General features: G+C 51.4%; 21 protein-coding genes. 8 read left to right on the top strand and 13 right to left on the bottom strand.

Annotated elements, in window-relative coordinates:
* Positions 1 to 48: 48 nt before the first annotated feature.
* Positions 49 to 828, bottom strand: coding sequence for a hypothetical protein (locus WH367_RS22745; RefSeq protein ID WP_339537790.1), 780 nt, complete (start codon positions 826 to 828; stop codon positions 49 to 51).
* A gap of 214 nt (positions 829 to 1042) precedes the next feature.
* Here WH367_RS22745 and WH367_RS22740 point away from each other — a divergent pair, with 214 nt between their 5' ends.
* The 3 genes from WH367_RS22740 (at position 1043) to WH367_RS22730 (ending at position 4644) form a co-directional block, all read left to right on the top strand.
* Positions 1043 to 1639 (top strand): helix-turn-helix transcriptional regulator, encoded by a 597-nt coding sequence (locus WH367_RS22740; protein ID WP_339537789.1) that lies wholly within the window; start codon positions 1043 to 1045, stop codon positions 1637 to 1639.
* 121 nt (positions 1640 to 1760) lie between these two features.
* The gene (locus tag WH367_RS22735; protein ID WP_339537788.1) at positions 1761 to 2660 is read left to right on the top strand and encodes a hypothetical protein; all 900 of its coding nucleotides are present in this window, start codon (positions 1761 to 1763) and stop codon (positions 2658 to 2660) included.
* Positions 2661 to 2865: 205 nt separating this feature from the next.
* The gene (locus WH367_RS22730; RefSeq protein ID WP_339537787.1) at positions 2866 to 4644 is read left to right on the top strand and encodes an ATP-dependent helicase; all 1779 of its coding nucleotides are present in this window, start codon (positions 2866 to 2868) and stop codon (positions 4642 to 4644) included.
* A 786-nt stretch (positions 4645 to 5430) separates the two neighbouring features.
* Here WH367_RS22730 and WH367_RS22725 read toward each other — a convergent pair.
* The 3 genes from WH367_RS22725 to WH367_RS22715 form a co-directional block, all read right to left on the bottom strand.
* Positions 5431 to 5610, bottom strand: a complete 180-nt coding sequence (locus tag WH367_RS22725; protein ID WP_445228149.1) for an IS3 family transposase — start codon at positions 5608 to 5610, stop codon at positions 5431 to 5433.
* Between the two features lie 389 nt (positions 5611 to 5999).
* Entirely contained in the window at positions 6000 to 6413 is a 414-nt protein-coding gene (locus WH367_RS22720) for a hypothetical protein (RefSeq protein WP_339537786.1), read from the bottom strand.
* Complete coding sequence (locus WH367_RS22715) at positions 6410 to 7330, bottom strand: zinc dependent phospholipase C family protein (protein WP_339537785.1); 921 nt, start codon at positions 7328 to 7330, stop codon at positions 6410 to 6412. Before WH367_RS22715 ends, WH367_RS22720 begins: the two co-directional genes overlap by 4 nt.
* A 123-nt stretch (positions 7331 to 7453) precedes the next feature.
* On the opposite strand from WH367_RS22715, the gene WH367_RS22710 reads away from it, so the two are divergent.
* Positions 7454 to 8410: a hypothetical protein gene (locus WH367_RS22710; protein WP_339537784.1), complete on the top strand. Its 957-nt coding sequence runs from the start codon at positions 7454 to 7456 to the stop codon at positions 8408 to 8410.
* Between the two features lie 514 nt (positions 8411 to 8924).
* On the opposite strand, the gene WH367_RS22705 is transcribed toward WH367_RS22710, so the two are convergent.
* The 4 genes from WH367_RS22705 to WH367_RS22690 all read right to left on the bottom strand — a co-directional run bounded on the left by WH367_RS22705 (position 8925) and on the right by WH367_RS22690 (position 13406).
* Entirely contained in the window at positions 8925 to 10505 is a 1581-nt protein-coding gene (locus WH367_RS22705) for a hypothetical protein (protein ID WP_339537783.1), read from the bottom strand.
* A gap of 14 nt (positions 10506 to 10519) precedes the next feature.
* Entirely contained in the window at positions 10520 to 12340 is a 1821-nt protein-coding gene (locus WH367_RS22700; RefSeq protein WP_339537782.1) for a hypothetical protein, read from the bottom strand.
* A gap of 252 nt (positions 12341 to 12592) precedes the next feature.
* Complete coding sequence (locus tag WH367_RS22695) at positions 12593 to 12958, bottom strand: hypothetical protein (protein ID WP_339537781.1); 366 nt, start codon at positions 12956 to 12958, stop codon at positions 12593 to 12595.
* Between the two features lie 91 nt (positions 12959 to 13049).
* Positions 13050 to 13406 carry a hypothetical protein gene (locus WH367_RS22690; protein WP_339537780.1) on the bottom strand — a complete coding sequence of 119 codons (357 nt, stop codon included), beginning with the start codon at positions 13404 to 13406 and terminating at the stop codon, positions 13050 to 13052.
* A 217-nt stretch (positions 13407 to 13623) separates the two neighbouring features.
* On the opposite strand from WH367_RS22690, the gene WH367_RS22685 reads away from it, so the two are divergent.
* Complete coding sequence (locus WH367_RS22685) at positions 13624 to 13845, top strand: hypothetical protein (protein ID WP_339537779.1); 222 nt, start codon at positions 13624 to 13626, stop codon at positions 13843 to 13845.
* A gap of 242 nt (positions 13846 to 14087) precedes the next feature.
* On the opposite strand, the gene WH367_RS22680 is transcribed toward WH367_RS22685, so the two are convergent.
* Together WH367_RS22680 and WH367_RS22675 are read right to left on the bottom strand one after the other, a co-directional pair.
* Positions 14088 to 17003, bottom strand: a complete 2916-nt coding sequence (locus WH367_RS22680; RefSeq protein WP_339537778.1) for a class I SAM-dependent DNA methyltransferase — start codon at positions 17001 to 17003, stop codon at positions 14088 to 14090.
* Positions 17004 to 17646: 643 nt separating this feature from the next.
* A complete protein-coding gene (locus WH367_RS22675) occupies positions 17647 to 18609 on the bottom strand; it encodes an aromatic alcohol reductase (protein WP_312834669.1) in 963 nt (320 codons plus the stop codon).
* A 93-nt stretch (positions 18610 to 18702) separates the two neighbouring features.
* On the opposite strand from WH367_RS22675, the gene WH367_RS22670 reads away from it, so the two are divergent.
* The 3 genes from WH367_RS22670 (at position 18703) to WH367_RS22660 (ending at position 20045) form a co-directional block, all read left to right on the top strand.
* Positions 18703 to 19116 (top strand): winged helix-turn-helix transcriptional regulator, encoded by a 414-nt coding sequence (locus WH367_RS22670; RefSeq protein WP_312834668.1) that lies wholly within the window; start codon positions 18703 to 18705, stop codon positions 19114 to 19116.
* Between the two features lie 208 nt (positions 19117 to 19324).
* Positions 19325 to 19594: a hypothetical protein gene (locus WH367_RS22665; protein WP_339537777.1), complete on the top strand. Its 270-nt coding sequence runs from the start codon at positions 19325 to 19327 to the stop codon at positions 19592 to 19594.
* A gap of 199 nt (positions 19595 to 19793) precedes the next feature.
* Positions 19794 to 20045: a hypothetical protein gene (locus tag WH367_RS22660; RefSeq protein WP_339537776.1), complete on the top strand. Its 252-nt coding sequence runs from the start codon at positions 19794 to 19796 to the stop codon at positions 20043 to 20045.
* A gap of 338 nt (positions 20046 to 20383) precedes the next feature.
* On the opposite strand, the gene WH367_RS22655 is transcribed toward WH367_RS22660, so the two are convergent.
* The 3 genes from WH367_RS22655 to WH367_RS22645 all read right to left on the bottom strand — a co-directional run bounded on the left by WH367_RS22655 (position 20384) and on the right by WH367_RS22645 (position 23724).
* The gene (locus WH367_RS22655; RefSeq protein WP_339537775.1) at positions 20384 to 20602 is read right to left on the bottom strand and encodes a hypothetical protein; all 219 of its coding nucleotides are present in this window, start codon (positions 20600 to 20602) and stop codon (positions 20384 to 20386) included.
* A gap of 655 nt (positions 20603 to 21257) precedes the next feature.
* Positions 21258 to 22262 (bottom strand): UDP-glucose 4-epimerase GalE, encoded by a 1005-nt coding sequence (gene galE / locus WH367_RS22650; protein WP_339537774.1) that lies wholly within the window; start codon positions 22260 to 22262, stop codon positions 21258 to 21260.
* Between the two features lie 220 nt (positions 22263 to 22482).
* Positions 22483 to 23724, bottom strand: a complete 1242-nt coding sequence (locus WH367_RS22645) for a glycosyltransferase (RefSeq protein WP_339537773.1) — start codon at positions 23722 to 23724, stop codon at positions 22483 to 22485.
* Between the last annotated feature and the right edge of the window lie 286 nt (positions 23725 to 24010).

The raw sequence follows: 24010 nt of genomic DNA, 5'->3' as shown, positions 1-24010 counted from the left end.
AGAAGATGGCTAGCTATCTCTTTAGAGTCCACTCAAGAACTATGAAGATTAAGCTTTGGATTTTTTCTTATTAGTTCTAAACCAAACAAGCTCAGTGAGAGCTTTGTTCACCACCGATTCTGCAGGAGATTTTACATCTTTGGTCCTGTGGGATCTTATAACTCTTGGAATGTTTTCTAGAACAAAATTCTTGAGTACATCACGGCTGTATGTGCTGCAAAAAAAAGTAGTTCTATAACTGTTTGATTTATTTTCTGGTCCGCTTTTCCACAGATCTAATTCATCACGGACAAGATCATGTAATACCTCGGATACAAGGTTCAGCTGTCCTTCGGAAACTTGTGATTGCTGAGGTTTGCGTGTCCTGGGAGTGTTACGAATCTTCTCAAGTTCACCAGTCCAAGAGCGTTTAAAAGGCAATAACTTCTGAATATCTAGCGTCAATATATCGCTAAATTTAAGAATTTCTATTTCTATTTTTTCTGTTGCTTCTGCTTCTGCTTCTGCTTCTGCTTCTGCTTCTGCTTCTGCTTCTGCTTCTGCTTCTGCTTCTGCTTCTGCTTTGGGGATGCTTTTAAAGATTAGTCTTTTTCGCTGCTTCGGCATAAGGCCCATTTCATATGCGAGCGCCTCGCCCAGCTTCTGTGCGGGTACATGGAAATTAGCCTCTAGAAAAACACGTAACCACACTAGGTTCGGAAGATGCTTGTCGGTCGCACATTCGTCTCCCCAGAGCTCAGGCTGCAGAGGTCCAGCTTCCGCATCAATGCCCCAAAAAACACGCGCTTCAGATTCATATGTTTGTTTTAGCATTCTGGATTGTTGCATTTTAGAGACGTTTTGAAAAATAAATTTTTAGAAGGTATTTTTTGCCCGATTGAGCTCCCGATGGCATCAAGTTGCTTGCGGAATGCATCAATGTAGGTGGTTGATGAATCCTATATCTAAGTGGCTAATGAATCAAGAGATTTCAATGCTTTCGCTTGACATTGAGTCGTGATCTACTGAGGAACTTCAACAACGCACTTGAAAGGACTTCACCATGAACATCTCCCCTAGCACTCATCTATCCGTACTCCAGATCGCACGGCCTCGCTTCTACGGCGCGGATGCTGAGCCAGATTTGCTACGCATTTCGCATGACGGAAAAAAAATGCTTGTTAGAGGAGCAGCATCGATCGAAACAGCCACTGAGTCTGGCCAAGTTGCGTTCCTCCTCAAGGAATTGCGCTCCACACGTAAGCGCGGGGTTTCTCCAGATGCATCTGATGTAATCGAGTTTTTGGCGATTCATCATAAAACCAGCGAGCGAGTATTTGTACGGGGGGTCATCGAAAAAGTCCTCAAATCGAAAGGTTCAGTTGCTGTTATGTCAAAGAAGAAAAGAATGACGAGCAGCATATATGCTGAAGAATTGAAGAGAGTTCAAGCTGCACGCCTTACACAGACAGACGCATTAGTTAATATTCAATTCATTGCACAGCACACAGGTAGAGCGTTTTCCTCTATTTATAGAGATGTCAAGAAAAAGCTACTGCCTGAGCCCTTTAAACAAGGAGGATCGAGTCGCTGGAGTTTTTCAGATGTTGAGGCTTATGCACATGGAACGGTCGCGAAAATTACAAGAAGCCCTTGTTAATCTGCATTGCTGTAAAGCGAATAGGTTGCTATGCAACGCACGGCCATCTAGCCAAGGAAGAGTCGTGATGGTTGACTCAGATTCTGCATAGGTGCCGTCTTGACATGATGCATAAGATTTTATGCATCATGTCGTGGATCAGCTTCTCTTATCGAATAGAAAACGGATGACTATTAAAAACAAGCCCGGCTTCGACCCTTTATATGGAATAGATAGACTGACAATTTGGATTGATGTGCCTCTTCAAAATAATCAGCTACCTGCAACGCTAAGCCGCCAGCCAAAAATTACATCTCGCTCCATGCAATGGAACCCTCTCTGGAAATGCAAAATTGCGCTTTTTCAACCTACGCATTCTGATTTATTAAAAATACATGACGCATTCTCCGGGTGGGCGCAGCTCATACCAAATTATATAGAGCTAAACGTTGACCTATTGGCTTCGAGCGCTGCACAGGCGTGTTCTATAAGAAACGGTCTGATAAAAGTCGCAAGATTTATGCATGTTCAACATCGCATTGGCGCTTATAAATCTACTCTGTACGCAGGAAAAAGAAGCAGCCCAGCCGGCAGTCAAGGTGCTAAGAAAGAGCCGCATGTGATTGCTGCCTACTACGACAAACCCAGCAAGGACTTGAGGGCTATGAAATACGTGAATAAGTCATCTTGCATGCATCTGGAGCATCGCTTGGCAGGGGCCGATACATTGGCGAAAAATGGCATTAGTTCATTGGAAGATTTGCTGTCTTTTGACCATGTTAATTTTCACAATCGGATGCTGCGTATGCATATCTTGCCAAGTCAGACCGATCACGGTGACTTATTAGGCTCGGCCAACGCCAATGCTCGTCGTGCCGGTCCAGCAGCGTTACGCAAACGTTCACGCAATTGGCAGGCGCAATTTATGGTGGACGGTGCCTTTTGCCTGCACAACGCTTTGCGAGATAGACCTGAGCTCATTGCAAAGCTACCAGAGCAGTCCTTCTCGGACTGGCTTGAGACAGGATTGACCATCAATTGATGCGCCAAATTGAGACATCACGATCATGGCTCAAATTGAGAGGGCAGTTGGTGTGGCTACCTACTGATATAGGTACAACCTTTTACCTGCCACTCCACATGCCAAATTGCCAAAAGTGGCTGTAGAGGCCTCCAAACAGCCCCTGGAACCCCTCTACAAGCACTTTCCACCATTTCTACGCACGCCACACGCGTAACCACACACCATGCCCCATCCACAATTAAGCAAAGAACAGCTGGTCATTGTTCTCTCAGACTGTCCCAGAATTCAGGTGGATGCCTGCCCAGGAAGTGGGAAGACCACCACGTTGATTGCATGCATTAAACATTGGGTGGAAGAGGGTGCAGACCCTGCATCTATCCTGGTTCTTAGCTTCTCCAACGCTGCTGTTGCCAACGTGGAGGCCAAGCTCATGGAGCAGGGGCTCCAAGGCCTCAATGTCAGTACCATTCATGCTCTTGGCCTCCAACTCATCCCGGACAAGCCTACTGTGCTCACGGAAAGGGAGCGTCTGGAGCTTGTTCGACGTGCGATTCGCGCTGCCGCCAAAAATGTTGCGCATGATTGGCCAGTGATCTCGGAGACAAGGCAAAGGTTTAAAGCCAATATGGTGCGTAAACTTCTCTCGAAGAAGCGTGCTCTTCTCCACCTGATCAGCGTTTGCAGCGCTCTTGATCACGATCACGATGGCATCAAGGACCTTGCCCGAGCTCGATTCGGCGACGTTTTCAAGTGCTGCATCTCTGTGCTTTCCATGGTGCTCAAGCACTACGACCTAGCTAAAAGGGAGGCTGGAGTACTTGATTATGGGGACATGGTTGCACTCGCCACTAAGCATGTAAAGCGCAGTGATGCCAAGTGGACGCACATCTTGGTTGACGAGCAGCAGGATTGCACTGCAGCACAGGGTGTCTTGGTCACTCAGCTGGTTCGCACCACGCGCGCTATGTTTCGCTCATTTGGGGACCCTGCACAGGCCATTTTCGGCTTTGCGGGATCAGGAGGAGTGAATTTTCAAGACCTGATGGCCGACTGCGAGTTGATGACTCTAACCCAGAGCCAGAGACTGCCCCAGCGTATTGCGGCACTTGCAACCGCTGTTGGTGAACTACCTAGTTCTTCAGCCATTGTGTCGCGGCGTCCAGGCGGGACGCTGTCTGCCATTACCTGTGAATCAGAGATAGACATGGCAATGCGCGTATGCACGCTCGTCAAGCAACAACTAGCAGAGAAACCAGAGGGCAGAATCGCGGTGCTTGCACGCACCAAGGCGCAGATCTATCGAATAGATCAAGCCTTGAGGGCACAAGGTATTTGGGCCACTCCCACCCCCCGCGGTCGTTATGCTGTCGCTTCAGCTCTGCAGTGGACCGACAGGATGGCTCGACTTGATGACGCGAGTGTTCCAATGATTGAGAGATATCTCAGGAGCAGGCGCCTCACGATAGTAAGTGCAAAGGTTGGATGGACCGCGAAGCTGCTGCACAGGGGTAGTAAGTGCACTTCTATATCTGGGGGATATCGCCAAGCAGTGAATGCCTATGTGTACGCCCACGGATCTGAAATGACTGAAGAGGAACGCAAGGCGTTAAGAAACGATCTGATGCGCTGGCAACCCTATGCGTCAAAAGCAGTTTCTCCCCGGGCAATGTGGGATGAAATTCGCAAGATGAAAAAGTCGCACGTTGGTCAAGTCCACCTGTCCACCATTCATGCCAGTAAAGGGCTTGAATGGGATACCGTGATAGTGGTTGGTGTCACCGAGGGTGTGCTGCCTATACGCTATGCGAAGGATGATTGGGCGCTGGAGCAAGAGAGAAATTTGCTGTACGTGGCGGTCACCCGGGCAAAGGGAGCGCTGCACTTATTCCACGCACCTACATGCTGGGCTCGAACTGGCGAAGAGCTGAAAGATTGGTCATCGATCTTCACGAAGAGGGCCGCTCATCTGATACCAATGACGAAGTCTCAGCGCCTGTGCTGAAATACATTGTGTGGGGCAGATGGAAAAGTGGCCACCAGTAGGTCAGCTGATGACCTGGAATGGCTGTATGCAGAGGGCCCGAAGCTCACTCAGTGTTCTATGGAATTGAGTGAGCCAAGGGGTATCGTGATCCGCTCCCGGTTGTATCCGTGGAAACGGGAGCCGACCACTCAACCATGCAGCCAGCATACCTGTCACAACTTCGTGTGCCAATTTCTTCCACACTGTTGACCGTAGAAGTCCTTTGCCCGTATGCCTTACGCGTTCTAACGCTGGGGTTACACGTAACGTGCCGTCAGTAACGTGTTACGTACGGATCAGTGCTACCAAAGTTTCCAGCGCCGACCGGCTGGTTGGGAAATGGCACCGAGAATGGGCGCCGGCACCAGGCCTTGAGGCTCTTTGTTCTTTGAACAGCGCCGGCGCACTTCGCATTCCAGCTCGTGAGCGAAGCCGCGTGCGTCTTTCTCACCTCGCAGCGCACGCAGTCTCCAATCACGCGCGTGCGCGAAAAGGTCGTTGTCGTCCAGTTCTCGTAAGTTCATGGTGAGCACCATTGTGCCGATGTCATGAACGACCATGATTTGCGGGGTTTTGTGCGGATCATTGGTGGAAAGCTTTTCGTGCTGTCCCCGCTGCGCAAGCTTGCCGTCTTAAAACTTCTTGAACTGAATCGCCCCGGGTTTGAACCGACCCCCAGAAGTTGGACGGTCAGGTTGCCGCCGATCAGGTGGTGCTTCTCAGCCGGTAGTCTACCGGGAGTCCTTGCATACCGAGCATGAAGCGCTAGTGGTTGTAGTAGCTAATGTAATCATGCACACCCGCTTCAAGTGCCTCAATACCGCCTGTAATTGTCAGGTGGAGATACTCCGCCTTCAGGGTGCCGAAGAAACTTTCGATCACCGCAGTGTCGAAGCAATTGCCTTTGCGACTCATGCTCCGCGTGACTCCTTGCTGCGCGAGCATGGTCCGGTATGGCTTCATTTTGTAATGCCAACCCTGGCCTGAATGAACAGTCAGACTGCTAAGCATCTTCTATTGCGACAGCGCTGCCCGCAGCGTATTAGAGACCTGAGCCCGCGCGTTGGCTTTGCGCAAAGCACGCCCAATATCCACCTGCACTGGCGACAATCCATTGACCCATTTGCGGTTCTCACGATGAAGCTTGTCGCGGCCGATGAACTGAACTTGCCAAGGCCCGGCGACTTCACGCCCTTGCCTATAACATGCAAGACGTGCATGAAGCCTGCCACCGCCAGGGATCCATCTCGTCACTACTCCACGCAAACCCAACAAGGGAATATGCTTTGGATGGAACTCCCTAGAAGCGAACCAGTCCGCCCACGAAGAGCATATTAGCGAGTGCAAATTTTGCCAAGATCTAGACTAAATTCACACTGCTCCAAGATGGGGCTTTGCCAGCGATGCGCATCCAGGTGAGGAGTGCAGCCGCTGTCTTCAAGCAATGCTGCATCTGTACGTGGATCGCAAAGTAGTACCACCGATTGACGACCTTCTCGGCGCACGAGCAGGGTGTAAGAGGAAAAAGGCTGGAGCAATGAAGAGTCATGTTCAGTAGCGCTACGTAGCAACTCCACACTATCCATATCTTCGGGTGGATGACGGTAACGGACAGTCGCATCTACTGCAGCTGTAACCTTGGTGAGTGACGACGCGAGATGATTCATCTCATTTTCGCTGGGGCGGCTGGCGCAGCCAGCCAGCATCAAAGTCGCCAGAGCTCCCCAAACCCAGGTTGAATATTTCATGCTGCCTCCTGCCAGAAAACCAATTTGGCAGTCTGAACGCTCCGTCCTGTATCCAGATTCCAGTCTTCCAACAGATCGAGTGTTTCAAGTCCATGACCAGCCAATGCATCGTCCAGACCTTTCCACATCGCTAAGACATTGCAACGGGCGCGTTGGTAAATGTCGATGTAGTCCATGGGACCTTCGGGTGTTCGGAGTTGTTTAATGTAGCTCGAGTCGATGTCTTTTTCTGCGGGATAGGTCAGGTTTAAATGTGCTGCAACGTGACGAGCGAATGGAAGCAGTTGATTTGCTTCTGTGACTGCGGCCAAAACGTCACGGAAGCCATGATGCCAAATGCTGGGCTCTGGGATTCCTATATCTGGATAGGTGGCTTGAAGCATCTGGGTCCAAACATTTTCGATGGTGGAGTCGATCTTGTCTTCGTCCCCATTTGCGTGGCACTTAGCTATACCAGATCTTAGATGATGAGATAGCCCTGTATCACCCACATTCATCACATGCGGAAATATAAAGGCATCCTGATGCATCTCGCAGCGTCTATGGGCGTTTTCATTGCCCTTGTAGGGGCCCACTCTAAGTTCAATGACAGGGTGGATTGTCATGTCCATCGCGACATGGGCTGCTAGCCCGAGAAACCAAGAAGTAGCTTTTTGGCGAGCAAGACCGTTTAATCGAGCAATGGTCTCTACACCTGAGCGCAACAAGCTTGCTGTGCTTGTGTAGTGCATCGCGTCTGCCCACTGGGCTTGCCCATTCTTGAGAGCCAGATAAGGATAGTCGGGACTGACAGCACCTAGCTCGAGAAACTTCAGATGAACGCCAAGACTGTATAGCGTTTCCTCCTGCAGCCCCGTTTGTTCAGCGAATGTCTTGGCATCATTGACCATAGACAGGTGAGCATAGGCTCCTGGCATGAAAACTCCTCTTGAAAGGGCGACAAACGGCACAGCTAAGCGACATCGTTATTGAGAGCTTTGGCAATTCGGCACTATAGCTTCTGGTCGAGGCAGGGGGTTGCCCAAGAATCATGACCGAAGGTGACATTGTTACATGCCGTATGTGATTTCAATGTAGAGGAGGATGGGTATTTCCCTGGGTATAAACTTGACCCAAGAGCTACTAAATTAAGCGAAAATATAAGTTTTTTCGGCTACAACGAATTGCGGCCCGAAAGGATTGGAGGAACTATGCGGAAGCAACTGCTACAAATTTTGGCATGCACGGTTTCATTAGCGCCTGCTCATACGCTGGCGCAAGATGCTGTCGTTGATGCTGTAGTCGATCACTTTTTGGGGCAGTTAGCTAAACGGCAAGGGTTTACCCGATTAAGTACCATTTCAAATGAAGGCGCCAAGATCGGTTCGATCTACGGTGTGGTGAGTCCAGAGGTGACATGCTTACCGGAGCTTAAAAAGCAAGTTTTAGCGGGTACACCCATCCAGGTGCAATATCTTGATGACCTGCCCAACGTGGCTGCTCGCGGTGGACTGGTTACAGGCTGGACCAGTGTTAACATCTCTTCAGTACTTGGCGCTGGAGCTGAAGGTGCCATCAGCGCCAAGTTGCCGGAGCGGCCGAAAGCAGAGATAAAAGTGGCATTGGAAGCCCTAAAATCGTCGCAGGCTCAAATCATATTTGGCGTGCTTGAGCGCCCAAGTTTGCCATTACGGTCGTCTGGGCGTAAATATCTTCAGGATCAAGCTATCAATAACACAGCAGATGCAGGGGCGGATGTGGCTGGGATCATTGTCCCCCATGCTCAACTGCTTCTACAGAAATTTGAATTCAATCGAGCATCCGTTCAGTCTGCCGATGCTGGTGGAGGCATAAAAATTCTAGACTTAATCGAGGCCAAGATTGGAGCAAAGGCTAAGCGGATTGAATCCAGGGAGTTCAAACTACCTACGAATGCTGTATTTGCCTTTAGGGCAGAACCGCTGATTTTCAACCAAGAATGCACCAATGCCTTATCAAGCCAAGCATCCAAAGGGTGAAGGCTTGCGCTATCACTCAAGACCGTGTGACTGCATGTTAGCCTATTCGTCTGGTGCAGGCTGGTTGCAGCCGCTGAGATTTGGCAAGCCTGTGACCGCTGCCGCCGAGACCAGACGTTGACCTGCTATCTGACTAGACGTCCGCTGTACACCTCAAACCGGTAGCTGGACGCACTTCCTGACCCGAGGTATCCAGAACGTGGCGACCGAGATGAGCCTGAGCGTATTGGCGTACAACTTCAAGCGAGTACTCAATATGCTGGGCTTCGAGAAAACCATGAAAGCGATGCAACTGCTGGGTGCATAGGCGCCTTTTACGGTCTCAGTAGGTTGAATCCATAGCCTCGAGGGGGCTGCAGCGCCACCTGAAGAGCCCACAGATGCAGCACATCCGAACAAGCAAGCAAAACGACAAGCTGTGCCTGAGTCACGCGGGCTCCCGGTGCGATCTCACACAGCCTCCAGCGGTTGCGGCCCTTCACATACGACCTCACTAGCGGCTGCTCGATGACCGTTAAGCGTAGTACTTGAAATTGTGCTTCCAACTGGTTTGAGGAAGGCCAGGATTTGCAAGAATGATTTCACCAACTCGGTCCGAGTACTTGATGGTGATAGGCCGCCCTTCACCCAGCTGGCATGAGTTGTAGTTCAGTTTGGTTAATCCCAGGATGTCTTTGGCTACCTGAAGGATGTCACCTTCCCCAAATTGAATAGTGATTGACAGGGGCACCGGAACCTCGAACCCATCGTAGCTCGCAATGCGAGCTTTGAAGCCGTTGGTGTACAAGAGGCCATGCCGGTTTGTCCGCTGCCAGAAGACGCCACGCTGAACAGGGTACTGGCCTCGTTTTGTAACATCAGGATGGTCGTCATAACGGTACAAGCGCTGGCCGCCACGGTCTTGGCGGACACGGATAGAGATGAGCTTGACACCCTCGGGAACGGCTTTCAAGAACCCCTTGTATTCTTCGAGGCTCACACCCGAGTGGGTATGTAGAAAAATTTCCTTCAGTGGTCGTCCGTCTTGCTCCTGGTAGGTCGCTATGGTGCCGCGCAGAAGCGCTTCAGCCTTTTCTGGCGGAAGATGAAACTCACCCGTTTTGGCTGAGTACCAAGCACCGAACTCACCGACGAAAACAACGCCATCACCGCTGTCCAAGAACATCTGTGCAGCGCAGCATGCGGTTCGCTTGTTCTCAGCGAGCTTGTATGCAAGGCCAACGTAGCAGACACCTTCTCGAGCCCAAGGCGTTTTCCATGGCTTTGCGCCGCACTTGTAATAGATGGCCGTGCCGAAATTCCACAGCCGGTCGGACAGCGGGTTCTCGCCTTTTTCGCCAAGACGTACCTTTGGCGTGATGTGAAGCGTTGACTCCTTGATGATTTGCACTGGCAGGTCTAGTCCCATCAATCGACCCTTGAGCTGCCGGCGGAAGTCTGGCGAGTAGCTATGAGATTCTTCGAACGTTTCTAAGGACTCGCGCACAGCGGTCACCGCCGCGTCCTCAAAGTCGTCGAACATTCCCTGCTGCCCGGTATCCCGGTCAACGATTGCTTGCTCCAAGAAGGACCGCTCAATTCGGCTTCGGCCAGCATCGCTACGCTTACTAAGCGGAATGATTGAGTTCGGGCGACAGTTCTCAAACACTTCGTCGGGAACCACGCAGATGGCCAGTGCGGGACGTGAATCGAGCTTTCCTAGTTTTTCCACCTGCTCCATGTATAGGCCGGTGACCGCAAATGCGCGTTCATGTTTATCGGCTTTACGTGACGCTTCCGAGAGCTTGTCTGCGTCAATGGAATAGCTCCGAAAGGGCAAGGGCCATTTGGTGCCGAAAGCCACGTCAAATCCTGGAAACGGTGGCCAAGCCCTATGCCGGGCAGGGTCGATACAGGAGGCAGGCGCGTTCAGCGCGGCGCACCAATTCTTCCAAGCATCTATGCCACTCGCGGTACCAAGAACAATGTTGTCTGGGAGCTGCTGTTTCGCCTCGGCCGGTCCGAAGAGGGCAAGTCCATCGTGTGGGTCTTCGGCGGTTTGACCATGCCCGAATTCAAGAAGTGGTTCGCCAAGAAAATGAAATGTGTTGCTCATTAAGCCTCTCCAGCCTAGGGTGTGCCATCACTATCGCCTGCCCCGTCATCTTCATCTTCGCGGGTTCTGTTTTCGGCGAGCTCCTCAGTCATATCGACCATTCCTGCGAGGGCGTGGACATCGAGCCCGACTGGACACATCCATTTGAGCGGTGCGGTGTTCATCGTGACGGAACGGCGTCCTTCACCATAACGAATGAGCCCAGGTTCTGCTTCCAGTGCTTGAACCACGCCAAGTAGTCTGGGAAGCCAGTCTTTGTTCCACCAACTCTTTGTCACGATTTTGCGACGGCGGCCCAGCTCTTTGAGCTCGTAGACTTTTCCATTTAGGTCCGTGGGACGGACATAGACATTGACAACTACGGTCCAACTTCCATCAACGTCTCGCTGTGGCTGGAATTTTGGAGAAAGTTGAAAGAGGAATGGTGATGCCCTTTCTCCCCAACCCTTGGTCCGCTTGCCGGTCAGGTTGACCCGGGTTTCTCGTCCGTCAACATGTCGGATACGCTGAGTCCAGACGCCGTCTTCACGTTCAGGAAAGTAATAGAGATTCCGGTCTGAGCACCAAGCTAGACCCTTTTGCACGCAAACCACAGTGAGGCTTCGGCGAATGAGTTCCTTCGCGACATCCTCCATCTTTTTGCCATCGTGCTCTGGATTGTCGGTCCACAGAAACTCAGGGGTACGTATTGTCTTGACGGAAGGAATGGCATTTTCTGGAGGCGGAGTGAAGGCGACCAGTCGGTAGGCATTCAATTCCACAAACGCCCAACGCGTTCTCAGCTCATCGAGTTTTGCCGTGGATAGTGCCGAGTGGAGGTCGTAAATTAGCATCGTCTCAGGCAAACCCAGCGCGAAAATGTTTGCGAAAACTGGCTCTTCCTTGGCGACGGTAACCCGCGTAGGCATGTAGTCGTTCAGCGCGATAGCTCTGCCTTGGTCGTGCATGATGTCTGGCTGTATTCCAAGGCCACCGAGCCTCGCCACGATTTGCTCAAGACCTGTGTTCCAGGAACGGGAGAAGTCTGCAGGGGTGGAAGTGCGCAATCGAGAGGGCAACTTTGAAGTCTCAATGTCGGCTGATTTGCAGAGAAGCACAAGCGCTTCTTTCCCCGCCGCCAAAGCGCATCGCTCGAGCAGCAATTCGTCAGCCATGCTGGCCTGCGACAAGATGGGGATGTATTGCAAGGCTCTTAGCTCAATGAGCTTGCGAACGCTATCGTCTTGGTTCTCGCCCGCAAGGGGTGCAGTACCTCGACACCAGACTCTAAAGCCCGCAAGCGTGAGCCGGCGCGAAAGCCAAGTTGCAAGCGCGTGGTCGGAATCAACGTGGTCAATAACCAGGGTGTCCCGGCTCTCGGCAAGTGATTCGCCACCTGCTTGCGGAAAAAATGGAGGTGTGAAGATGCTGGGATGCTGGGCCAGGAGATGACGTTGAGGTCCGACCAATAGGACTCTTAATCTTTCTAGGTCGAAGAGGTCTAGATTCCAGCCAAAATCCCTTTGGACGAGTTCATGGGCGCCGTCCTTCTCCGCAGCGTTTAGTGCCTCTGTACATACGAAGACGAACGAATCCGGATTGTGAGCCTGTTCACGGACTCGAGAACAATCGCTTTTAAGCTTGGTCTTCCAGTCGCCACGGACTGTGTACGCAAAAACGATTTTTCGCCCGTTCGAATCGGACCGAATGATTGCGTCACGCCCGCCGTCACCGGTCCCCCCCAATGGGTCAATCCCGGGATAGTCGGTACCAGCGAGGAGACCTGAACAGAGCCGTTCAAAGTCGCGGTAGCTTGAGACACGCTCTAAGCAATAGGTGATACGGTCAGCGGACATACGTATAGCATACGATACAGTTGTAGCAATTAATCAACCCGCTGGCAGGGCCGCGGTCTCTGTACTCACTTCGCTACAGAGTTGGACGTGCAAATAGGTCACATTGGGTGTTTGGCGAGCGTCCGCTTTTGCCGTTCACGGCTACCTACCGAACCACAGCTTCTGGCCGAATTGAGGCATCGTACCAGCAGCTCCAACTGGCTGCGTATAACTGTCACAGAACGACCAACATGAGTCATCCGTTCCAATAAGCTAAACGCTATTTCTTAAAGCAAGGATGTCCTTTCCCTTCTCTGGGTCTTCGGGCGAAAAACACTGTAGCGATCCATCCTGAGAGTCGATAAACAACCTTCCACAAGTTCCACATTGCCACATCGTGCGGGTCGGCGTCTGGACTATTTTTCTTGCGTGCATATATGCATCATCTTTGCTTAATTTGCCGTTGAAGATTGAATCAATAATGGCACTATCGATAGTGTTAAAAACATTGAACCAGCCTTGATCAGGCGTTAAATGTGCTTTGTTGGGTAGGTAATCCGTACCATCAACAATGAGCGAACCACAGCGGCATGGAATTTTCAAAGTAAAGCTTCGGGTTAGTATTGCCAGAGTGTTCACGCCGTATTCTAGAGCGCATCAAAGGACTGCTATTGGCCGCATTCTGCCTCACATGGATTGGTTCCACTGAGTGCAAAAAGAGCGCTCTCCGTCAAGAAAATCGATAAAACAATCTGTTTTCCCAGTCTGGCTCGAATGCTGCAAGAATCTTTGTCTGTTCGACACCAGTAGCAAGGGGCGCTACTTGGTTTTGTAAGTCCGCTTCGAGTGCATCTCGCACTCCCTCCCAGCGAAGGACATGCATCAGGTATGCCAGTGGTTCGCTGCTAACTTGCTTGGTGCGAAACATCTCGATGACAAGTCGTTCGATTTCTTGCTGGTCGTTTGGCGCTGCCTCTATGAGACCCAAGCATCGACGGTAAAAAGGCTCGGCCATGTCAAACGAAAACCCGGTATCGAGCACATGCTCGGCTTTCAGAAGTTCCTCGCGAACCTGGGACGCATACATTTTTGTTACTCCTCGATGTCAATTCCTCGCCAGATTGGATACCCACTCGCCATGGCCGTCGGCCGGGGCAAGATTTAGCCGCAGTCAGCCACAATCGGACGCTCGCGACCGACTACTCGGCATTAGACTGACTGGCCGCATTCCGAGGTAACGTATGCATCAACGGATCACACTCGACATCCGATATGACCAGCCGCAATAGGTGTTGGACGCTGTAATGGCCGCCTACAGAGCCATGCCGGGCTGGATTGAAACAGACGATTTGCCGCACTGGTTCGGATCTGAAAGTGATGAGAAGTATGTGATGGCGTCCGTAGAGCCCGGTGGCATCGTGTTTGAGGGAGAAATGGAGATCCTTGAATGGGAGCAATGGGTCGCTGACTTGTGCGCTCAGCTCTCGACCGCCCTCGGTTGCCCCGTTCGAGACGCGGAGGGCTAACCAGGGGTCTTTATCGAGGCAGGGCAACGGCTGCAACGGGTCGGTCACTGACGGCCAGAAGCTGTCTTCGGGTGCGAGACCTTGAACGACAGGTCTAATGCAGATAACAGTCATCCAAGACTGAAGCGGCTCAAACAAATGAACATTCTGACGTTTAGACCTTGTCTACTCCAACCTGTACCCCGCAGCAGCAATGGCTTGATCACAGGTCTGTTGGTGTTTCCACTCGGAATTGCACGCGATCAAGGCGTGGCGCTACGCAGCTTATTCAGTGCGAGTAATCGCCGCAGGATTTCTGCGTCGGTCCAATCAGGCGCATAGTCGTTCCAGCCGTATGCCGCCGCGACAGCCTTGTCCAAGGTTTCGTGCGCTAAAGTCAACCACGCAGGCCGCGTGTTGTAGAGGTTGGTCAAGGTGCGCTTCTTCAAATCGTCTTCATGACCCGCCTTTGCGACCGGACGCTTTGGGAACCCTGCGGCTTGTTCCTCGGGAGTGATGGCCCAATCCGTCCACTCGGGGGGGGTGAGCCAGTTGGTCCGAAGCTGGTCAAGCTTCTGCGCGGCAACGGCGATGGCTTGAGCAGCTGCGATCGTTGGCGGGGCCGTTCTTGTGTCCCTGGGCGTCATGCCCTCCGGAAACGGAAAAGTCTCAAAGGTCGTGGTGGGCGTGTAGCGCGGACGGTCTTCAAGTGCCGTGCCCATGCGGAGCGCCCAAAGTTCGTGAAAGCGCGAGTGAAGGATGCCAAATGTGGCATCGTCGCTGCGAGCAATTGAGATGACGGTTTGGTGCGGCCAGACGTGCGTGCTGCACCAGACAAAAAAGCGATGCTTGGAAACCTGGGATGTCGCGACGTAGCGCTGGTGGCCTTGGATGGCCTCACGCCAACCTGCGCCAGTTTCGCCATGCATCCACCATCGGTCACGACGGTTCGGCCTCGGATTAGTGGCTCTGAGTGGTTTGACGTTCATCGCCGTGTACTGAAATGGCAGTTCGAACAGGGCTGCTTCAGCTTGTGGCTGCGAACCGAAGTCAATTACCCAAAGACCGCGCGAGCGACTGGCGATGTCCTTGCCGTTAGTAATTGGCCGCAGAACTTTGGCATTGCTTAAGCCATTGGGGTTCGGCTGTTTCATCCAGTCGAGCGCCTGATCAAATCCCACTTCAAATGGCCCAATCAATACTGGCCCTTGAAAGCTAGCTCCAAAGTTTTCGCCAAGCTTTGTCGCCACAGTTAGGTTCAGGTTGGTGGCAGCCGTTAAGTCTGCGTGAATCGTTGCAACGGCGTCACCGTCAAGCATCGCGCCCTGCCTATCACCAAAGCCCACCATCGACACCCGAACTGCTGCGCCGTCGTTTACCCACGGCTCATCGCCCCAAGCGAGGAAGATGCTTGTTGATTCCACGATGCGGTCCAACACCTTGCGGTTCGCACCTCCGCGTATAGAGTTGGTCGCAACTAGCCCTGCGGCCTCCAACTGACTCGCGGCTATCTGTGCGCGCGCTTTTTCAAACCAGTAGCAAACCAAGTCCGCTCCACCAGGTACGCGACTCGCATACGTCTTCCGCAAGGTATCCACGTACGCGTCGCCCAACTCGCCGCGCATCTTTTTGTCTCCGATGAAGGGCGGGTTGCCTACGATCACATCAGCCTTCGGCCATGCAGCTTCGCTGCCGTCATCATTCAACAGAGCATCGCGATTCTCGATGCCGTCCAACGGCTTCAGGATCGGGTTTAGGCTGTGCGGCCAGCCGTTTTGGCGGCACCACTGGATATCGCCAATCCAAACCGTGACTCGCGCGAGTTCCGCTGCGAACTCATTGATCTCCAGACCCAAGATGTTTTGCGGTCCAGTCTGTAACGACGTTTCAGCTTGGAGGCCGAGTTCCTGTGCGCCGACCTGCGCGCGCTTTTCAACATCGCGCAGGGCCTTGAGTGCGAGGTACAGGAAGTTGCCGCTGCCGCAGGCCGGATCAAGCACGCGGAACGAGCCGAGGCGGAGGAGGAATGCCCTATACAGCGCATTGGCCTCGTTCAAGGCCCGTGTACTCGCAGCCTTCGCGGCGGTGAGCTTGCGCTCCATCTCCTTCTTGCCTTGCGCTGTAACCTTCGCCTCACCAGCGGCAACCTTTGCTTCGTCAAATGCCTTGGCCTTGGTCATTTGGTCGGCAATCTTTGCTTTCACCGCTTCCCACTCGGCCAGGAGCGGATCATGGACCACAGGCTCAACCAGCTTCGCAATCGTGCCGGTGTCGGTGTAGTGTGCGCCGAGCGCGGCGCGTTTGGTGCCTAGGCCACGTTCGAACAGAGTGCCGAAGATGGTTGGGTCGATTGCCCGCCAATCCATGTCGGCGGACGCAGAGCGTAGGGTTTCGAGGTCGCCGAGGGTCATTGCCGGAACGGCAATGTGCTTGAACAAGCCGCCGTTGAACCATTCGATGTCGTCGTTGCCGTAGACACCTTTCGGTTCCTGCATCGCCGTGAATAGCTTCGTGATGCGGTCTGAAGCCTTGGCTACGTCGTTCTTGGCGGCGGCCAGTAGACCGGTGAAAATCTTCTCAGGCAGCAGCCCTTCGTCTTCGGCAAACATGCAAAAGAGGCACTGAACCAGGAAGTGGGCGACCTGATTGCCGCCTAGTCCGCGCTGGCGCATGGCGTCGGCTAGCGCGGCGTAACGCCCTGCGGCTTCCTCAGTTACGGCGGCGGTGGATTTTTCGGGCCGCAGCTTCAGCGGATCCGTAAAGACCCACTTCAGAATTTGCCGCTTGCCGTCATCCACTAAATCTTCGATGCGGATTTCGCGCGGCTCGTCTGGATAGCCGGTAAACGCGGTGTGGATGATGATGCGCTCGCGGTCGCACACCACCAAAAGCGGCGGACTTTCGAGCTGGAGGGAGTAGTCAGTCAGTTGCTTTAGAGCCTTGTCGAGATCACGACCCGGCTTCTTGTTCTCCCATGCGAAGTGGTTACGCTTCCACACATCGGCCCAACCGTCGCCACCGCTAGACTTTTTAGCGCCTCGCTCGAAGCAGTAGTGGTCGGCATCACGCGGCTTATCGACGCCAAGTAAATCACACAAATCGTCGAAATGGCCCTGCGCTCCAGCGCGTTCGTTGAGCTTGTTGTTTTGCCAGCGGGCGACGAATTGGATGGGAGTCATTCGAATTGTTGATGATGGGTAGAACTGCGGCCCCTGCGAACGAGGTAGTTACACAGCTTAACATGCAACGTTTCGAAGCCATGCTGCTCGGCCCGCAACATAGCAGTCGTAAATCACCGTGACCTGAGCGACTGCAATGGGTCGATAGCGCCTATTCATGCACAGCGATAGCGGACATCTAGCAGTCACTTGGATGGCCTTGATGGCCAGCGTCTGCTGCTACCCTGAAAGCCGTCACAGCTTCGGCTTGAACATTAGCGCGCGGATGATCGCTATGCGGTGGTGAGCGAACCCGCGCGATGAGACCATGGGTGGCAGCAACCGCTGCAAACCCGCCGTCGACCAGATGAGGACAGCCTCAGGCTGATCAGCGTCATTCGCGCCCAAGTTTCTGATCGACAGCAATCACCTGCACCAGCCGTTGGGCGCCATCAGCCTAGAAGTGCCGCTTCACTCTCAAGACCGGTCACCTGATTGCGTGGATCGTCGTGCCTCTAGACGAAGGACCGCTTCCACGTGCCCCGACAGGCTTGTGTCGACCCTTAGCTGACACTAATCTCCAATTAGCATGCGTTGGCTTCCGAGCAATTGCCGCAGATCGCAGTGAGCAACAGAGCTCCCTGCTATTCCAGAAACATGTGTCTCAAACCCCGTCGTTCGAGCTACGAGATGCGAGGTTTGCATCAATCCAAGACGACACGTCCGTCACCGGAATGCCGTGGATCTGGTTGAAGGTACCTCTCTTGTCCCACGCCATGCCTCGGCCCTGGGCAAAAGCAGCACGGTACTTGCTCATCATGTTTTGTGGATCGCGCGCCAACTCTTCCAGTAGGTACTGCACAGTCCATATCGACCTGGTGAAAGAGCGGTCAAGACCCGCTTCTAATTTGTCCGCTACTTCGCCATAAGTCACGGTGTCACCTGCCAGGTACACGATCTCGTTGCGGATACGCGGTTGTGCGAACATCACTTCCGCTGTCAGTGCGCCGATATCATCGGGTGTGGTCAAAGTTACAGCGGTGTCGAGGCTGCCCAGCGCGTGAACTACATCTTTTTGCAAGTCAACGACGCCGAACTCGGGCTCGAACAGATAACTCATGAACATGCCAGTGGAGATAATGACCCACTCCATTTGGTTCTGGCTACGCAGCAGCTCGCGCACGTCGAGCTGAGCGTCAAAAATATCCTGTGGACCACCGCGACCGATCACGTCGAAATCGACCCCGAACTGCCAGGGGAAGTATCGAGGAATGCCAGACTGTAACGCTGCTCGCGCCAGTTTCATCGGTGTGTTGATACCGGCGGCATAGCCCACGCAGCCGATCACTGTGTCGTAGCGCGCGAAAACCAATGCAAGCTCATCGATGGAGCTATTCACAAGATCTCCCAGGACGATTTCGATGCCAAGACTTCGAATTTCCGCGATATCTTGCTGCTTGGCAGGCTCAGAGGATTCCACGGCACTGTTGCGCAGCAGCACGCTGATCTTGGCACCAGCCACGCTCTTTGCGCGGCGCGCGAGGTTGCGGAGCACCGGCATGCCGAGTTCACCGGCACCGAGGACGAGGATGTTTTTAGAATTGGCGTTAGGATCTGCTTGGTTCATCGTGTACCCAAAAAGCTGTTAGTTGGGCCAGTCTAGCCACACACCGCAGACAATGTAAGAAGGCACACGCGTGATACCGGGAGCAAAACCACAGTGAATAGAGACGAAATTCTGCAACACGCGCAAGCCGTTTGCGACGGTCTACGGGACGATGACGATGGAGTGCGACGCGAGCTGCTAGCACACGCCGGAAACCGCTGGTCACTTGGCATCCTTCACACGCTGGGCGTGTATGGCAAATTGCGCCACGCGGAGATCGGCAGACGTATGCACGGAGTCACCCAACGCATGCTGACGCTGACACTGCGATTACTGGAACGTGATGGCTTGGTGCTCCGCCATGACTTTCAAGAGGTGCCACCGAGAGTGGAGTACGAGTTGTCGGAAACCGGCATGGAGCTTCTCTTGCGCATGGTGCCGCTGTGGACATGGATCGTCGAAAATGCAGACCACTTTCGAGAAGCTAGGCAAACGTTTGACACCCTTCACAGCGATGCAGATGCATAGAATGCCAGGCTGCTATTCCAATGGCTGCTTCTGGCCGATTGGGTGAATTCAATTTGCTCCTCTACAGTAGCAACACGACTTGCATTTGCCAATGGCTCAAAGGCAGCTATCGGTGGCAAGTACGAAGTGGTGCTGCCGGCCAAAACCGGCCGGTCGCCAATGCCGCTCAGTGAGGCCAATTGCGGTCATTCAATGAACGGACGAAATTATGAAAGTCTGGCAGATCTATGGTGAGGGTGAGGGCTTTGTCATCGACGGCACTGAGATGGCGTTCGAACTGAGTGGGTTCGTTGAGGCGGATGACGCAGATGCTGCATTTGCGCAAGCTTGCGAACTCGCAAGGGGGAAGCATCCAGAGCTAGCGCAGGCTGCCGGTCCGTTTCCCCGCCCCGTAATCAATCATATGGAAATTCAAGAGATAGGGGCAGTTCTGGCCGTTGAGGTGGGGAAGGTGCGGGTAGATTGGTTTCACCCCTAAACTGCTGGTCTCGGTCAGGTGCAGACTCTCGCTCATTCCTTTAATGCTATCTACATACACCCTAAAACTGCTCGATGAGCTTTGCGCAAAGTCGAAAGACCAATACTCTGAGGGTGGCATCCTTTGGACCTTTGTCGAGGCTGCGAACCAAGCTCATTTCCGATTCAAGGACTCGCGCCGAGAACCGCAAGCCGGTGCAATGGATATGAAGCAACTCGGGGCTTGGGTTCAAGGCGCTCTTGGAGGCGCGAGCAACCCTCAAGAGCTGGTAGCGGCAGTCTCAACCAGCATCGCCAACGAGCTTCTGCGGGCGCTGAAGGATGACCTTCAGGTCGATGAGTTTTTGTGGGCTTTTGAAGATGGAGGGACCGAAATGACCGGCAATATCTACATGGTCCGCAATTTCGACAACCGCTACTTCGCGTTGGAAATGTGGTGGTCTATAGACTGAGCTTGCTCCGAAATCCTCGGCTGGCGAGCAGCTTTCAGTAGATGCCAAAGTCAGCTTTGGGCAAATCCGGAAGACTGCTCAGGGTCGGTCTGCGACAGTCGTGAATTGGCCATTAACGGTCTTTGCCCACTTGGTTCAACCAAGCTGTTTAGCTCCTAATGCTCATCCTCCTCATGAGGCAATCGCGCCAAATGCACTCCAGTTCCAGAGAGCTGCATTTCCACTTCTGGCAGGTGATAAGCCTGCAATAAACCGACCAGTAGTCCGTCGGACGACGAGAGTTGCGCTGCAAGCACACTCAAAGGAAGCTGTCGTGCCTCAGCGAACAGGTCTCGCACTCACTTGAGTGCAGCCGCTGATACTGGGAGCGTGGCTTTAGCCGCCATCACCGGCATGCGTTCTGAATGCGGCATATCCGGCCAGGTGTAGCTGACTGTTCCCTCGATATTCCAATCACAGCGCTGGCAGTGAAGCTCGAACAGCCCCCCAGCTTCGCTAAATTCTGTTGTGCCATGGCACTGGGGGCAGGAGGGTTTCATGCCGTCAGGATAGCCCATGAAGTGCGGCCCTCCAAAGACTGCTATGTGAAACCGCTTAAGACTGCTTTGGGTCGAAAGCACCTAGTCGCGAATAGAGATAGTGGACTTACAAAATCCCCTGTGACTGGCTTTCAGCGAGGGGCTACTGCGAACCTGAACCCAGTCATTGGGGAAGTGTCAGTCTTTGCGCTCGGAATGACCGCTAAGACTCGGTGAGCGGTAGTTCGCCCAACTGCAATCAGCGGCTGCAACCGCTGCAAACCCGTCCTTCAGGCGGCAGGAGTGTAGATCGTGCGGGGAGGCTATCTTCGCGCTTTGCGCCTCTCATCCGCTAATTCGGCCAGCTAGCGATAATGGGTTTTATCGATAGTGTGAATCGAATTACTTGTTGATCTGGCTCTGAGGAATAAATCGTATTTATATTCTATGTATTTCTAAATCCACGCAGTAAGTACGTGAGTATTGTTAAATGCGTATTAACTAATTTGCAGAATTTTATGAGAATGATTAATTTGCAATTAGTTTTATTTTAATTCTCTTTAATATATCAAAATCACATGCGATATATCTCTTATTTGCAGATGGTTTTACATAATTTGAGATTGTTGTTGATTTAACTATTTTTGCGAATTTTTAAATATTTGTATTTTGGCTGTACTGATATAATTTGACATTAGGATTCAGAGTGTTGCCAACGCAATATATCTTCGCAAATTGTGTAAAGGGAGCTTTGTGCGCTCCAGCCTATGATTTTTTTCGCAAAGGTGGAGTCAGCCCAACATTCTGGCGCATCCCCGAGCTTGCGAAGTCCAAAGCTGTGTTCAATTCGCTTGCCACTTACTCTCTGCATTATATCTACTACATCTAGTACCGAGTGGCCCTTGCCACTTCCTAGGTTTATTTTCAAAAAGGTAGAAGGTTTCTGTAAATATTTCAGTCCTAGTACATGAGCTTGGGCAAGGTCCATGACGTGAACATAGTCCCGGATCGCCGTACCATCATGTGTTGGATAATCTTTACCAAATATTTTAAATGCCCGACGTTGCCCAAGAGCTACTTGGCTAACTATTGGTATTAACTGATTGGATTTGCTTTTCCGTGATTCCCCCATCAATCCACTGATATGTGCCCCGGCCGGATTGAAGTAGCGCATAGAAATGGCTCGCCATTCTGGATCCGCTAAACACAAGTCACAAATCATCTGTTCAACCATTTTTTTTGCTAATCCATAGGGGCTGATCGGTCTGCAAGGTGCAGTCTCGGGTATAGGGCAGGTCGAAGGAATCCCATAAACTGCAGCTGAAGATGAAAAAATCAATTTCCGGATGCCAGCATTGTGCATGGCTTGAATGAGGATTGAAGATCCCATAAGATTATTTTCGTAACAATGCAAGGGATCTATCAATGAACTGCTCACACTTCTAGTTGCGCCCAGATGGATAACTGCTTCGATCGATTCATCGCGCAATATTTGATCTAATAGTCTACGGTCTCGAATATCTCCCTTTATATATTTTGGGGTAAAGCCTGTGATTTTATAAATTCTTTCGACGACATTGTTTTGGGTGTTGCTCCCATTGTCGAATAGCAATGGTCGAAAGCCCGCGTCACATAATGCAATGCAAATGTGGCTTCCAATGAATCCTGTCCCGCCGGTAACTAAAATGGATCCGCTCATTTTTAATCAAAAATAAGATTGACGGCGATAGGGGCGTAGAAATACTTGATATCAAATTGCTTATATTTTAATCGCAGCATCAATTGAGGTTTACTGATATTTTATAATGAAATATATTTTTAACAGAATTTAAATTTCTTGCTTGATTGAATCTCATTATTTATTTCTTTTAAAGAGAAGATGTTTGGAAATTTACATTCATCACTAATGGCCGGCTCTGTCATTGGCAATGTGACAACTCATCAAAAAATGCGCATTTTTGTTGATTGAAATAGCTGTCGCTATAACGGCTAGATATTTTTTTAGCTGATGTTGCAAATTCCTCATTATCTAATATTCGTTGAATCTGATGCCGTAGGTTAGGTTGATTTACTCGCTCTAACGAAATTCCTGCTCCTAAGCGTTCTATTCTACGTGAGAACATCAATTTTTCTCTATCTGTTGGTAATATCAAATGAGGCTTTCCAGCAAGCAAAGTCGCATTCAAAAAACCAGATGAACCATAGCTAATCACACTGTCTGTTCGAGTGAATATTCTGGGCAAATTTTGCATTTTTTGTGTGACCCGCATCCTAGGTCCATTAAATCTATCTAAAACCTCAGAGGTAGCATCTGGCCATAGGCAATATGTTGTTGCTGGGAGTTCTTTTAGTGTTTCAAGGACTTGCTTTGCGTATGATCCGCGCAAGTAAGCAAATATTCTTTTGTTTTTATCAGGTTCTTTTTCTTCAGGCCAGTTTGGTATGTTTGTGATACTCGACTGAATAAACGGGCCAATATATCTGACGCTTGTGCGAGAGCCATAGGGATCTGTTTCTGGAATCCCATCAATCACTAGCTTTGGCCATGACATAAAGCTGCTAAGATTTAGCCTTGGCATTCCCAGTGCCCGTCCGACGCTGGTTATCCTATCATCTAATTGCGCTACTTTTCGTGCATTCGCAAGCTCAATATAAGGGCCTCGGACTGTAGAATCAAACATTGGAAAGGCAAGGGGTGGTGCATCAAAGCCATTAGTAATCTGAAACGTGGGAATACCAAGCGAACTAGCAGCCAGCAATGCAAACGGTGCATAGTCGCATAAGACGGATGTTGGCCGCACCTTTTCGAAAATTCTCAACCAATAAGTGATATCAGTTTGGAGAGTTTGCGTATCAGAAAAGCCCAGTCCTAATAAAACATCAGCGAAAGAATGAAATTTCACATTGCTGTCAGCTTTATTAATTGTATTTCTATCCAGGATTGGACTTGTAAAACTCTGTGTATTATAGATGAGCTGCGCATCCTCTGGCAGGATAGGGTGCTTTGCATATTGAGGAGGAATCGCCCAGATCACAGTACCATCGCGGGCCCGAATCGATTTGAAAATCTCCACCAGTCGCACCAAGTGTCCCAGATTTTTACCGAATTCCCAGGCAAATAGAATACGCGGTCGTTCAATATTCACGGATGCATAAGTCATTTAATTTTTATTATTACAAGGATTTTCATTAAGCCCTTTGAATTTTTTGTATTTTACTGGTCTTGGGTAGTAGTAATTTGTATTGCTGAGGATATGGCTGTTTATACATCTTTATATCTACCCTTGAGTTTTAGCGTAAATTCTGAAAATCAAGGGTAGATCTGTATCACATACTTTAAGCGTTAACAGCAACCATGGAAAGTGCTTGCCTGTTAAGTGAATCGATGGTTTGTGCGAATGAGCTAGGCGCCGAAGAAATCGCCCCCGCATCTGCATTAAATGCAGA

This window comes from Comamonas sp. MYb21, from assembly GCF_037479395.1.
Classification (GTDB): Bacteria; Pseudomonadota; Gammaproteobacteria; order Burkholderiales; family Burkholderiaceae_C; genus Comamonas.
The sequence above is the reverse complement of the archived record's forward strand: the minus strand, read 5'-3'. Positions and strand labels throughout refer to the sequence as shown.